The organism is Virgibacillus oceani (assembly GCF_014638995.1).
GTDB lineage: Bacteria > Bacillota > Bacilli > Bacillales > Amphibacillaceae > Virgibacillus_E > Virgibacillus_E oceani.
In genome coordinates, this window is the sequence record NZ_BMFR01000004.1 from 80,190 (window position 1) to 94,897 (window position 14,708).

At 38.1% G+C, this 14,708-nt stretch carries 11 protein-coding genes; 1 reads left to right on the forward strand and 10 read right to left on the reverse strand.

Going from position 1 to position 14,708, the window contains the following annotated elements; translation table 11 throughout:
- From IEV74_RS07255 to IEV74_RS07300, 10 genes are all read right to left on the reverse strand, one after another.
- Nucleotides 1-933, reverse strand: coding sequence for an ABC transporter ATP-binding protein (locus IEV74_RS07255; RefSeq protein ID WP_188454702.1), 933 nt, complete (start codon nt 931-933; stop codon nt 1-3).
- Nucleotides 920-1,936, reverse strand: a complete 1,017-nt coding sequence (locus tag IEV74_RS07260) for an ABC transporter ATP-binding protein (protein WP_188454703.1) — start codon at nt 1,934-1,936, stop codon at nt 920-922. Before IEV74_RS07260 ends, IEV74_RS07255 begins: the two co-directional genes overlap by 14 nt.
- A gap of 437 nt (nt 1,937-2,373) precedes the next feature.
- Nucleotides 2,374-3,393, reverse strand: coding sequence for an ABC transporter ATP-binding protein (locus IEV74_RS07265; protein WP_188454704.1), 1,020 nt, complete (start codon nt 3,391-3,393; stop codon nt 2,374-2,376).
- Nucleotides 3,386-4,417: an ABC transporter ATP-binding protein gene (locus IEV74_RS07270; protein WP_188454705.1), complete on the reverse strand. Its 1,032-nt coding sequence runs from the start codon at nt 4,415-4,417 to the stop codon at nt 3,386-3,388. The genes IEV74_RS07265 and IEV74_RS07270 overlap by 8 nt, the downstream gene beginning before the upstream one ends.
- Nucleotides 4,418-4,432: 15 nt before the next feature.
- Nucleotides 4,433-5,356 (reverse strand): ABC transporter permease, encoded by a 924-nt coding sequence (locus IEV74_RS07275; RefSeq protein WP_188454706.1) that lies wholly within the window; start codon nt 5,354-5,356, stop codon nt 4,433-4,435.
- 3 nt (nt 5,357-5,359) lie between these two features.
- Complete coding sequence (locus tag IEV74_RS07280; RefSeq protein ID WP_188454707.1) at nt 5,360-6,292, reverse strand: ABC transporter permease; 933 nt, start codon at nt 6,290-6,292, stop codon at nt 5,360-5,362.
- A gap of 272 nt (nt 6,293-6,564) precedes the next feature.
- Nucleotides 6,565-8,253: a peptide ABC transporter substrate-binding protein gene (locus IEV74_RS07285; RefSeq protein ID WP_188454708.1), complete on the reverse strand. Its 1,689-nt coding sequence runs from the start codon at nt 8,251-8,253 to the stop codon at nt 6,565-6,567.
- 430 nt (nt 8,254-8,683) lie between these two features.
- Nucleotides 8,684-10,336, reverse strand: a complete 1,653-nt coding sequence (locus IEV74_RS07290; RefSeq protein ID WP_188454709.1) for a peptide ABC transporter substrate-binding protein — start codon at nt 10,334-10,336, stop codon at nt 8,684-8,686.
- 299 nt (nt 10,337-10,635) lie between these two features.
- Entirely contained in the window at nt 10,636-12,183 is a 1,548-nt protein-coding gene (locus IEV74_RS07295; RefSeq protein ID WP_188454710.1) for an MFS transporter, read from the reverse strand.
- Nucleotides 12,184-12,258: 75 nt separating this feature from the next.
- Nucleotides 12,259-13,182: a DUF1002 domain-containing protein gene (locus IEV74_RS07300; RefSeq protein ID WP_188454711.1), complete on the reverse strand. Its 924-nt coding sequence runs from the start codon at nt 13,180-13,182 to the stop codon at nt 12,259-12,261.
- Between the two features lie 313 nt (nt 13,183-13,495).
- Here IEV74_RS07300 and IEV74_RS07305 point away from each other — a divergent pair, with 313 nt between their 5' ends.
- Complete coding sequence (locus tag IEV74_RS07305) at nt 13,496-14,701, forward strand: MFS transporter (RefSeq protein WP_188454712.1); 1,206 nt, start codon at nt 13,496-13,498, stop codon at nt 14,699-14,701.
- Nucleotides 14,702-14,708 lie beyond the last annotated feature (7 nt).

Consider the following 14,708-nt stretch of genomic DNA (forward strand, 5'->3'; position numbering starts at 1 on the left):
TCATTCAACCTCCGGCAATGCTACTAGGTGTGTTTTTGATACGGGCTTAAGCTTAAATGCCAAACCATCACTATCAAAGTATTCATTATATGATTGCTCGTATTCCGTTTGAACTTCTTGACGGAATTGAATTTGTTTTTTACGTTGCGAAGGGTCGATATCTGGAATGGCAGCGACAAGACGCTTCGTATAAATGTGCTGTGGACTGTTAAAAATTTCTTCCGTAGTCCCCTGCTCAACATAACGCCCCTTATACATTATTCCAATATGATCACACATATGTCTGATTACCCCAAGGTCATGACCAATGAAGAGGTAAGTTAGATCTAATTCCTCTTGGATGTCCCGCATAAAATTCAATACCTGTGCTTGCACTGAAACATCAAGTGCTGAAACAGGCTCATCGGCGATAATAACTTTTGGTTTTAAAGCGATTGCCCTAGCAACTCCAATGCGTTGACGTTGTCCACCTGAGAATTCATGCGGGTATTTCACGATACTTTCCGGGCTCAATCCAACCAATTCCAGTAATTCTTGCACCCTTTTTTTCTCTTCTATTTTTGACAGTTTTTCGTAATTGCGTAATGGTTCAGCGATTATGTCCAATACCCGCTTTTTAGGATTCAACGAAGAGTATGGGTCTTGAAAAATCATTTGTATTTGTTTACGTACATCCAGCTCTGCCTGTTTTAAATCCGTTATGTCATAACCGTCAAAAGTGATCTTGCCTGCTGTAATATTATTAAGTCCCATAATTGCTCGACCTGTAGTAGTCTTTCCAGAACCTGATTCACCAACAAGTCCATATGTTTTTCCCTTTTCAATGGAAAGTGAGACACCATCAACAGCCTTCACATAATCAACAGTTCGTCCAAAAATTCCACCCTTTATTGGAAAGTGCACCTTTAAATCTTCTACTTCAAGAAACCCCATGACTCTGATCCTCCTTACTCTCTTCAGGGAAGCTAAACTGGCTGTAACAAGTACATCGTACAAAGTGACCAGGGCTTATTTCATGCAGAACAGGATTATCCTCATGTGCTGAACTATCTATCCAAGGGATTCTTGGTCCAAACCGGCAGCCTTCTCTTGGCAATTTTTGCAGTGACGGAACAATTCCTTGAATCACATGTAATTTTGTTTGGTCTTTAGCTGCATTCGGAACAGAATTTAATAATGATCTTGTATACGGATGCTGGGGATCCCCAAACAATGTATGAACATCTGCAATTTCTACAATTTGGCCCGCATACATAACTGCAACTCGGTCAGCTGTTTCAGCTACAACACCTAAATCATGTGTAATCAAAATAATTCCAGCATTCATGTCCTCTTTTAATTCATTAAGTAAGTCTAGGATTTGCGATTGAATTGTTGCATCAAGAGCGGTGGTAGGTTCATCGGCAATCAGCAATTCCGGCTCATTTGCAATTGCAATGGCGATTACTACCCTTTGCCTCATTCCTCCAGAAAGCTCATGAGGAAACTGTTTATATGTTCGTTCCGGATGAGGAATCCCGACCTTGTTCAATAGTTTAATAACTTTAGCTTTTCGCTCGCTTTTCGATAGATTTTTATTATGTAAGGAAACTATTTCTCCTATTTGATCTCCAATTTCCATTAGCGGATTTAATGCCGTTAGCGGATCCTGAAAGATCATTGCCATATCATTTCCGCGAAGCTTATTTAGCTTAGCAGGTGAAATATTGGCTATGTCATGACCTTTATATAAAATATTTCCTTCTATTTTTGCTCGATTATGTAGTCCCATTATTGAAAATGCCAGTGCGCTTTTGCCGCATCCGGACTCCCCAACTATTGCCAATACTTCATTTTTGTTAACTGTTATAGATACATCGTCTACTGCTGCGTAATAGTTATCTTTGATGCGAAATGATGTTTTCAGATTTTTTATTTCCAGCAAACCTTCAGCCAATTTAATCCCCCTAATAAATAATTTTAAGAAGTAAATAACGTGCGATTGTGTGCTATGGCCCTAGCCTCAATTATAAATAAAGGAAAATAAATACCGTTTATCTGCATTTGTTAAAAGGTAATAACAGCCATGTGTTGATTCAGCTAACTTCCGTTAATTTCTCAAAATTCATGACGTCAGATAATACAGCCTATTCATCAAATATAGAGTATATTCATCGCGTTGTTACACAATTGTAATATAACAGTGACTTTTTAAATTATATATTATTTTCTGATTTTTAACAAGCCTTTTTAAAGTTTTTTATTTCACCCTTTTGCGAATTTTGTGTTTTAATACCTACAAATTATTGTAATATATAGTAATTACGTGCTATTTTTAGTCAAAAAAATAGACCCATTATATTACTAATGGATCTATTTTTATACGGACAAAACTTATGCTTTTGCCAAATTTTGTCTTGCTTTATTTTCTTCGTTATATTTATCGTTATATAAATGACATGCTACCCAGTGGTCTTTAGAATGTTCTTGCCATTCCGGTACCACTTTGGAGCAGATTTCCATAGCCATAGGACATCTTGTTCTGAAACGGCATCCACTTGGCGGATTGATTGGACTTGGAACATCACCTTCAACAATGATACGCTCTCTTGTGCGTTCTACTTCAGGATCTGAAATAGGAATTGCACTTAATAACGCCTGCGTATACGGATGAAGTGGCTCAGCATATAAATCATCACTTGTAGCAACCTCTGCCATATTTCCTAAATACATAACACCTACACGGTCGCTAATGTGCTTAACCATTGATAAATCATGGGCGATGAATAGGTACGTTAACCCGCGTTCACGCTGTAACTTTTTCAAGAGGTTAACAACCTGTGCCTGGATAGACACGTCCAAAGCGGAGATAGGCTCATCGGCTACAATAAAATCTGGATTTACCGCAAGTGCCCGGGCAATACCAATACGCTGGCGCTGTCCACCACTAAATTCGTGTGGGTAACGGTTTCCGTGATCTGCATTTAATCCTACTGTTTCCAATAGTTCATTTACACGTGCTGTCCGTTCTTTCTTGTTGTTTACAAGACCATGAATATCCATACCCTCGGCAATGATATCCTTAACTGTCATCCTTGGATTCAACGATGCATATGGGTCCTGGAAGATCATTTGCATGCTGCGATTAAATTTCTTTAAATCTTTTTTAGATTTTTTAGCATGCACATTTTCTCCCTGAAAGTTAACTGCACCTTCTGTAGCTTCGTATAAACGCAAAATTGTACGTCCAGCAGTAGATTTTCCGCAGCCAGATTCTCCTACCAAACCAAATGTCTCACCTTTATAAATATCAAAGCTAATATCGTCGACTGCTTTTAAATAATTATTGCGGTCCATTTTAAAATGCTTTTTCAGGTTTTTTATTTCAAGTAATTTTTCTTTATTATTATTCATTAACTTTCGAACCTCCTACTAATGCAGATTCAGGGGGTTCAACTTTTGGAGAGCGTTCATCCAATAACCAGCATGCAGTTTTTTGTGTTTTGGAAAGCTCCGTATATTCGGGCATATGATCCTCACACACTTTCATTGCATACGGGCAACGCGCTGCAAAAGGACACCCTTTTGGCGGATCAGCTAAATCAGGAGGTGATCCAGGTATCGCTTGTAATTCCTCATCACTATCGCTGTCAAGCTTAGGCATAGAACCAAGTAATCCCCATGTATAAGGATGTTTTGGATTGTAGAAAATCTCATCTACATTTCCCGTTTCGACAATTTTCCCGCCATACATAACAGCAACACGATGCGCTGCGTTGGCCACAACTCCCAAATCATGTGTGATCAAAATGATTGAAGTACCAGTTTGATCTTGAAGATCACGCATCAAATCAAGGATCTGTGCTTGAATTGTTACGTCCAGTGCTGTTGTTGGTTCGTCAGCTATAAGAACTTTAGGATTACATGCTAGTGCAATTGCAATCATTGCACGCTGACGCATACCACCTGAAAATTCGTGCGGGTATTGTTTAATACGTGCCTCTGGGTTGGGAATTCCAACAAGTTTCAACAATTCTACCCCACGATGATGGGCTTCTTTTTTCGACATATTTTGATGTTTTATTAAGCCTTCTGCAATTTGCTTTCCAACTGTCATCGTTGGATTTAACGATGTCATTGGATCCTGGAAGATCATGCTTATTTCTTTACCGCGAATTCCTTCCATTTGCTTTTCGGATTTTTCTATTACATTTTCACCATTAAATTCAATTGATCCACTAGCAAATTTACCAGGAGGCATCGGAATCAACCGCATGATTGACTGGGCAGTTACACTTTTACCTGATCCGGATTCGCCAACAATCGCCAAAGTTTCTTTCTCATCAAGATCAAATGTGACACCGCGAACAGCTTTTACTTCACCGCCATATGTGTCAAACGATACGGATAAATCATTTACTTTAAGAATTTTATCCATTTATCTTCTCTCTCCTTACTTGCGTTCTTTTGGATCTAATGCATCTCTCATTGCGTCACCAATTATGTTAAATGCTAACATGGTTAAACAAATAAAGAATGCAGGGAAGAACAACTGGTACGGATAGTATTGCAGTGCTGGTAATGCATCTGATGACATCGTACCCCAACTAGCGAGTGGTGCCGGAACACCAAGTCCTAGATAGCTTAGGAATGCTTCCGTAAAAATAGCATTTGGAATTGTAAGTGTTAATGTAACAAGTACAGGTCCTAACGTATTTGGTACAAGGTGTCTAAATAGAATCCTGGAATTACTTGCTCCAAGCGACTGTGAAGCCATGACATATTCCTCGGATCTCAATTGCATTACCTGCCCCCGAACAATCCTCGCCATGTTTATCCAGCCTGTTATGGTCATTGCGATAATCAGCGTCCAAAGCCCCTGAGGCATAATAACCATAAGCAAAATAACAACCAGCAAATATGGTACACCGTATAAAATATCAGCAATACGCATCATGTATTCGTCAATTTTTCCGCCAAAGAAGCCTGATACTGCGCCCCAAATAACACCAATGATCAAGTCAATAAAGGCAGCCATCAAACCGATGAATAAGGAAATTTTTGCCCCGTACCATGTTCTGGCAAACATATCCCTTCCTAATGAATCAGTCCCAAACCAATGCTCTGCTGATGGAGGCTGATTCGAGCCAATAAGGTCATTTTCGTAGTAATTCTGTCCAGAAATAGGTCCGCCAATAAACGACAATATTCCAAGGATAACAATTACAACGATTCCTGCTAAAGCCAATTTATTTTTCTTAAAGCGGCGCCAAGCATCTTTCCAAAAGGAGGTACTTTCGCCAGCTATTTTTTCAGCATCTTCATGTTTCTTTTCTAATGGTTCGAAATCACTATTTTTTAAGTTTAATTGTTCCATAGTTTACTTGTCCCCCTTCCCGGCTACTTTTATCCGAGGATCGACTAATCCGTAAATCAAGTCGACTATTAATATTGAAACTAATAGAAGGACACTAAAGAATACAGTAGTTCCCATAATTACGGTATAATCACGGTTTGTAACACTAACAACAAATTCATTTCCTAAACCTGGAATTGCAAATATTTTTTCAATAACAAAACTTCCTGTAAGAATTGCTACTACTAATGGTCCTAAATAAGACACTACTGGTAAAATCGCATTACGTATGGCATGACGATACGTAACAATTCGTTCGTTCAAACCTTTTGCTTTTGCTGTTTTAATATAATCGGAATTCAGCACATCCAGCATACTTGACCGCATCAGTCGGGCAATAAACGCGAGTGGTGTTGTTGCTAATGCGATAGCAGGTAAAATGGTATGTGCAAACGACTCAAATCTGGCCACCGGCAGCATCTCTAATTTCACCGCAAAAACATATTGCAGTACGGATGCCAGGATAAAGCTTGGCACGGATATACCGAGAACGGCGATTACCATTGCAAAGTAATCTCCAAACTTATTATGTTTCAGTGCCGCTATGACACCCAATAATATACCGATGGATAATGCAAGGAATATAGCCTCTGCTCCCAGAATTAAAGAGTATGGGAAACTTCTGCTAATAATATCATTTACACTTTGTCCAACATATTTAAATGATGGACCGAAATCCCATTGTACGATATTAACAAGATAATCAAAATATTGTTGATATAATGGATCATTTAATCCATACTGTTCATTCATTTGCTGTTCAATAACAGGTGGTAATTTCCTCTCCGATGCAAACGGACCACCTGGTGCTGCCTGCATTAAGAAAAACGTGATTGTTACGATGAAAAACAATGAAACTAATATAAACCCTAAACGTTTTAGCAGGTACCTAGCCAAAAGTTACACCTCCAAAATTCCTTCCTCCAAAAAAATAGGAGTGATCCACATCACCCCTTACCAGTTAATTTCATTATTTTACTGTTTTATATAGTAAACAATAAAATACTGATAGCGTCCCAAACGGTCGCTGTTACATTAAATGCATCAAAGGGGTTCAATCATGTTGTTTTTAACTTTCTGATAATAAAGTCCCAAGCATTAATACAAGGTATATAGATTGTGCATCTATATACCTCATATTTAGTTGCTCTTTCAGGTAAAATTATATTCTAGTGTTCAGCAATGTAACCCCATTTAAGGTTGAAGCTACCCATAGGAGATACTTCGATGCCTTTTACATAATCTTTATTCAGCCACAAGTTAGTGTAGAAATAGATTGGTGCAAGCGGCAATTCTTCCATGAATAATGCTTCAGCTTCACGCAAGATTTCTCTGCGTGCATCTGGGTCTGTTTCAGTTCTAGATTTTTCTAGCAATGCTGAATACTCTTCGTTTTCCCAGTTAGTGTAGTTGTTTCCACCTACAGATTGGAAGATTTCCAAGAAGTTGATAGCGTCGTTAAAGTCTGCAATCCAGCCCATACGACCAACTTGATAGTTACCTTCACCCATTGTATCTAGGAATACGTTCCATTCTTCATTATTTAGTTCTACTTCAACACCAAGATTTTCTCTCCACATATCTTGGATCGCCTGAGCAATTGCGGCATGACCTTCATCCGTGTTATAGGTAACTTTGACTACTGGCAATTTATCAATGCCAAGCTCTTCCATACCTTTTTCTAGCAATTCTTTAGCTTTCTCAACATTATTATCTTCAAAGTAACCTTCTTTGTTTTCTTCAAAGATTGATGGCGGCACTAAAGCCATCGCAGGTTGCTGTTCACCTTTAGTGATACTGTCAACAATACCTTGACGGTTAATTGCATATGCAAATGCTTTACGGATATTTACATTGTTAAATGGTTCAACTTCCGTATTGAAAGAGTAGTAGTAAATACCTGCTTTTGGCGAGATATTTAATGAACCATCTTCTTTAAGTGATGGAATAGCAGCAAGCGGAATAGATCCAGTTGGTGAACCTGCCCAATCCAACTCACCATTTTTGTACATTTGCAATTCTGTATTTTCATCTTCAACCATATACATATTGATTGTTTCAAGTTTTACGTTTTCAGCATCCCAATAATCAGCATTCTTCTTAAGCACGATTTGGTCTTTGTGTGCCCAGGATTCCATTGTGAATGGACCATTTGTTACATAGTTTTCAGAAACATCTGTAGCCCATTCTGTTTTCCCGTCAACAACATTTTTGTTTACTGGATAGTAAGTGTGGAATGCTGTTAATTGTAAGAAATATGGTGTTGGCTGCGCAAGCTCTACAACTAACGTTTTATCATCTTTAGCTGTAATACCAACTTCGTCTAACGGAACGTCACCAGCTTTTGCTTCTGCGGCGTTCTTAATCGGATATAACTGATAAGCATAATCTGTATCAGGGCTATCTGGGTTTAATACCCATTTCCACGCATATTCGAAATCCTGTGCTGTAACAGGGTCTCCATTTGACCATGTAGCACCATCGCGAATAGTAAATGTATAAGTTGTTAAGTCTTCTGAAGTTTGAATATCAGAAGCCATTGCATTCTCAGGCTCACCGTCCTGGTTAATGCGTGTTAAACCTTCGAAAATTTGGTCAAGCACGGCACTTGAAGTAGTGTCAGATGCTTTCCCTGGATGTAGTGAAGGTGGTTCAGTTTTGATGTTAACGTTAAACGTTTGATCATCAGCAAGTGCTGTTTCGCCACTATCTCCTTCTTCTCCACTGCTACCTTCTTCTGCAGTATCTGTATCATCTCCGCCTTCGTTGCTGCTGGAATCATCTCCGCCACAAGCAGCTAAGAAGATACTCATAGCAAATACGAGTGCTAAAAGTAAAGACCATTTCTTCCAATTCATTAATTTGACCCTCCCTAGTAATCTCTGTTTTATTTGACAGACAATTCAAATTATCTGCAATCAACATTATACTATTATTTCAAAAATATTTCATTAGATTTTTTAAAAAAATTATTTACAATTGTCTCTCAATTTATTTCGAAAGTAGAACCTTTCGCAAATTGAAACTTTGAAAACCCTTTCAGCATATAGGTCTTTGGCAAATTTGCCGAAATGTAATTTTGTCTAAAAATACTCGAAACTTTTTTGTAAAAAAACTTTATTTTTCGCTTTTTTCTAATGAAAATTTTCCAAATTCAGGGAAATTTAAGGGTACATTCGTTCTGCCTTTACTTTCAACAGCATAGATTATTCCCTATAAAAATTACAATAATTGTAAATCATACAAGGTAAATAGAGCACTAAATACCTTGTATGAAAATGTTACTTTTTAATGTTCTGCAATATAGCCCCATTTTAATTGAATTGTACCAAGCGGAGAAACGGTAACGTCCTTCACATAATCTTTGTTCAGCCATACGTTAGTATAGAAATAGATTGGTGCAATAGGCATTTCATCCATAAAGATTTGTTCAGCTTGACGCAAAATATCTCTGCGTGCTGCTGGATCTGTTTCTGTTTTTGATTTCTCTAGCAAACTAGCATACTCTTCATTCTCCCAATTCGTATAGTTGTTTCCTCCAACAGATTGGAAGATTTCCAAGAAGTTAATTGCGTCATTGAAATCTGCATTCCATCCCATACGGCCAACTTGGAAGTTACCTTCACCCATTGTATCCAGGAATACGTTCCACTCCTCATTATTCAGCTCAACATCTACACCAAGGTTTTCTCTCCACATATCCTGAATAGCTTGAGCAATTGCTGCATGTGATTCACTTGTATTATAGGTAACGCTGATTTTAGGCAGCTTATCCAGGCCTAGCTCATCCAGACCTTTTTGCAGATATTCCTTCGCTTTTTCTACATCGTTATCTTTAAAGTAGCCTTCATTATTTTCTTCAAATATTGAAGGTGGAACTAAAGCCATTGCCGGTTGCTGTTCACCTTTTGTAATGCTCTTCACGATACCCTCACGGTTAATCGACAATGCAAATGCTTTACGAATATTGGCATTGTTAAAAGGTTCTTTTTCTGTATTAAACGCGTAGTAATACACACCAGCTAATGGTGAAACGTTTAATGTACCTTCCTGTTTCAATGCCGGAATTGCTGCTAGCGGAATCGATCCTGTTGGAGAACCTGCCCAGTCTAATTCACTGCTTTCGTACATTTGTAATTCCGTATTTTCGTCATCAATCATATACATATTAACTGTTTCTAGTTTTACATTTTCTGCATCCCAATAATCAGGATTTTTCTTAAGGACGATTTGATTCTTATGTTCCCATGATTCCATTAGGAAAGGACCATTTGTTACATAATTTTCTCCTACATCCTGCGCCCAATCGTCTACACCATCAACAACCTTATGATTTACTGGGAAATAAGTATAGAATGCTGTTAAATCTAAGAAGTATGGTGTTGGTTGATCAAGTTCAACAACCAATGTCTTGTCATCTTTTGCTGTAATGCCGACGTCATCTAAAGAACCCTCACTAGTTTTAGCTGCTTCGGCTCCTTTAATTACGTACAATTGGTAGGCATAATCTGTATCCGGGCTCTCAGGATTAAGCACCCATTTCCAGGCATATTCAAAATCCTGTGCAGTTACAGGATCACCATTTGACCATTTTGCATCTTCGCGAATTTTGAACGTATATTTTGTTTGGTCATCCGAAACCTCATAGGATTCAGCCATTGCTGGTTCTGCTTCACCATCCTGGTTGATGCGCATTAATCCTTCAAAGGTTTGATTAAGTACGGCACCTGATGTCGAATCAGTTGCCTTTCCTGGATGTAATGAAGGCGGCTCTGATTTAATGTTAATGTTGAACGTTTGGTCAGCTGCTTGTCCAGTGCTGCCATCTGAACTATCAGAAGCTCCCTTTGACTCTCCATCAGAATCTCCGCCACAAGCAGCTAAGAAGATACTCATAGCGAATACTAATGTTAGAAGTAAAGAACCTTTCTTCCAATTCATGTGTAAACCCTCCTGTTGTATTGTTTATATTATTCAGACAATTTAGGTTTATTAAATTTATCTGTGTAGAGGATTATACTACTTTTTCATAAACTTTGCACCCTATTTTTTAAAAAATTATTTAAATTGGTATCATTTTTCCTATTGTAATTTCCATAAAATTGCCTTATTATTAAAGGCTTTGCTAATTCATCTATTTCATTAAACATTTTTATACGCAATTAATTGGTACTTTTTTCCAATAAACGACACAAAATTAAAAAAACTCCAACTTATTGCTAAAGTCAGAGTAATTTTAATCATTTGTTCTGGTATGCAGATTTATTTCTATAGTGCAAATAACATCCTGTCAGCAATACGAGTGCGGCGAGAATGCTTGCCGTAATAAACATTTGAGAAAAGGCGGTTTTAAGTGTATCCGTTACAATCTTTAAAATATCGACCTGTAATTCTGTATTGCTTATCATTTCGATTTGCTCTATTAAATTACCATAGTTCGCTTCACTTGATTTAGAAAAATCCAATAGATTGTTTCCAAATTCCTGTTCAACAGCATTCTGAAGCTTGGAAAAGCCCCCTGTCATAAATCCAGCATAAATCGTCGGAAAGAGCGTCATGCCAATTTGTCTAATTAAGGATAATGTCCCCAGTGCTGAACCTTGTTCCCCGCTTCTGGCACTTTCGCCAACTAGCACATTCAAAGGTGCACCAAGTAAGATACCTAGTCCTATTCCGGCTAATATACTAGCTAGTGTAAATGTCCATACCCCATCAACTGTAAACGGAAATAACAAAAAGCCTATAACACCAACAACACCAGATAATATAATTGTCTTAGCTGGTCCTTTTCTATCAGTTAAAACCCCGCCTAATCCTGCACCTATCCCAGAGGAAACCGCAAGCGGAGTTAACCAATACCCGGCATTTTCAACGGGAACCTGTAATACTTGCTGGACGTAAGCAGGAATAAAAATTATCCCTGCAAGAAACCCGCCGGATAATAAACCGAGGATCAATGTAATTTGAAATAAACGCTTTTTCAACAAAGAAAAAGCAAGAATTGGATCACCGCCACGATTTTCAACTTGACGTTCATGGTAAACCAAGGCAAGCAATAAAATAATACCAATGAGCAAAAATGGAGCTACATTTACTTGTGTGATACTTTCTAAAACTGCTTGGCTATTTAGATTTGTAATGCCAAACATTAATGCAAGGATTGCACATGCCAGCAATGCAGTCCCAACAAGATCCAGCGGTTTAGAAGTACCCGGTTTCGTTTCATCGATTTTTAAGAAGCCAAATACAATGAGAAAAATTGCTATTGGTATATTAATTAGAAATAACCAATGCCATGACCCTGTTATATCAAGAATTACTGCACCGAGATTAGGACCAATAACCGCAGCAAAACCATTCATTCCGCCAAGCATCCCCAGTGCCTTCCCCTGTTTATCCTTAGGTAATGCAGCAAGAATATGGGAACTCCCAATAATAAAAATACCTCCGCCGCCAATCGACTGAATCAACCTGGCAATAAGCAGAAAAATGAAATTTGGGCTAAATGCAACGAGTAACGAACCAATTCCAAATAGAATTATTTCTATAATAAATAAACGTTTTCGGCCAAATTTGTCGGAAAGCTTGCCAATGATCGGAACACTAACTGCAATCCCAAGTGTGTATAAGGTGATACTCCATGCTCCCCACGATGGGGAAATACTAAATGAATCATTAATTGTAGTTAGTGCAGTACTTATAATTCCATTGTCCAAACCTGCCATAAATACACCGATCGTGAACAATGTTATTGCCCATTTTTGTGATGTTTTATTTTTCTCTTTCATAACAGCATCTCCAATTATGTATGTCCTTTAAAAATAAGAGGGCTCTAAGCAAAAGAGCCCTCCCTGTAATAAAAGTTAATTAAACAATCCTTGTAAAAAGTTTCCTATCAGCTGGAAAAACTCCTTGAAAAAGTTTCCTGCCTTTTCCCAAAACCCTGCATCCAAACCTAATTCATCTGCTTTATTCTTGATCGCTGATGTAAGGTCCTCCAGTTGGTTCTTAACTTTATCAAAGTCTATATTTAAGTCCCGCATTTTTTCGAAAAGATCTGTCAGCATTTGGCGATCGGCTTCACTTAATGAGATGTCAAGCTTGCTTAACTGATCTTGAACAATTTGCTCAACTTCTTCTTTTGTTGCCGGATCTTGTTCAGCGATGGCTTTCTTAATTTCCGTAATTAGCCCACTCACTTTTTCCTGGTTTAACCCCTCTTTTTTGGCAAGGTCTGTTACGACACCCAATTCTTCATCGGCTAATTCCATGCGTTCTTTGTCGAGTGGGACGCCCTGTGCATCGTAAGCTTTGTAAATTCCAGTCAATGCCGAGTGCCCGCTAACCTTTACAGGTGAAGCAACTTCGACCGTCGCATCTTCAACTCCTGCGGTTAGCAATGCATTTGCATACATTTCTGTTGTCACTTCCGTAATATTATCTGCTGTCACAATATTAATGACTAATCCTGAGCCTTTTTCTTCTCGTGTGATTTTTGCCGATGAAAATAACCGTGCAGTAGAGTCACCATTTATATATTTAGCAACATCTTGTCCAGTAACAGTATACTCTTCAACAGCTTCCGAATCCGTTACACCAAGTGATTCACGCACTTCCTTTTTCTGTGCATCTGATAATGTACCGCCATAAACAACAATTGGAACTCCTAATTTTTCATTTATACTATCTGAATTATTTCCGTCAGCAGCAAATACTGGTGTAGAAATTCCGGCAGCTAACCCAATGATTAGAACAAAAACCGCTGTCAGTTTTATGAATCGTTTCATTTCATTATTCCCCTTTACATACAGATTTATAATCTCGTATTTTTGAATCTATCAACTATTCTATTATATTCATTCTTAATTTAGTACCCAGTTTTTACAGTTGAAACACATATTTAATATACTTATTAGCTTAGCACAAAGTTTCATTTTACCGTTAATTTAATAGGTGAAAAAGGACAACTATTTGTGAGCAGATAACTTTCAATCTAATTTTATATTGGCTATTATTTAGGGTGTCGAAATAATTGCACGAAAGAAGGGTATTCTCATCGTTGATCAACAAAATCCTATTGTAAAGCGTAATTTAGCAATCATGTGGTTTGCTAACTTTTTTGTTGCTGGAAGTATGACAATGGTGCTTCCATTTATCTCTCTGTACATTGAGACATATGGAAACTTTTCAGATTCATATGTACAGAATTGGTCCGGCTGGATTTTTGGTATTACATTTGTTTCCGCCTTACTTTTTTCTCCTGTTTGGGGGAGGGTAGGTGATCGCTATGGAAGAAAAAGAATCCTGATATTATCTGCAACAGGACTTGGATTATCCGTCTTATTAATGGGGTTCGCAACTTCGGTATGGCAGCTCTTTTTATTAAGGTTATTCATGGGTATATTTACTGGATTTATTCCTATTTCCCAAGCATTTATATCTACGCAAACACCGAAAAACATTGCTGGCAGAGTACTCGGAACCTTGCAGACAGGAAGTATTACAGGTTCATTAATGGGGCCGCTGTTAGGCGGGGCCCTAGCAGATGTATTTGGTTATGCTACAACATTTAAGTGGACCTCCATTTCAATATTCTTATCAGGACTAATTGTTATCTTCGGGGTAAAGGAAATCAAAGTTAGATTCTCGGATGAAAAAGCAAGTAAAAATTCATATTCCAGTAAAGAAGTGCTGCAGCATATTTTACGGCATCCAGTATTGCTTGTGGTCATGTTAATCTCTATGCTTGTTCAGGTTGCACATTTCAGTGTCCAGCCAATTTTATCATTATATGTCAGCGACCTGCATGGTACAGCAAATATCGCACTGTTTTCTGGTATGGCATTCTCAGCCGCAGGTCTCGGTAATTTAATGATGGCAAGAAAATGGGGCCGATTAGGTGATAAAATCGGTTATATTAAAATAGTTATCTTTCTACTGTTTATGGCGGGTATTGTATACTTTCCGGCAGCATTTGTCACAAACATATGGCAGTTAATTATTTTACGTTTCCTGCTGGGTATATCGATTGGCGGAATTATACCGGTTCGTATCGCATATATTCGCCAGGAAGCACCATTATCTGTTCAAGGTGAAGTGCTCGGCTATAATACATCACTTCGTTTTGCCGGAAATATAATCGGTCCAGCACTCGGAGGCATGCTTGCAGGGTTTTTCGGTTTCTCGGCAGTATTTTTCGTAACAAGCGGATTGCTCGTATTGAGCGGAGTCATCATGCTGGTCGCCTGGTATAAATATGAATATGAAGGAAGGCATACGCATAGACTTCCATCATACCGTAGCTGAATTTAAA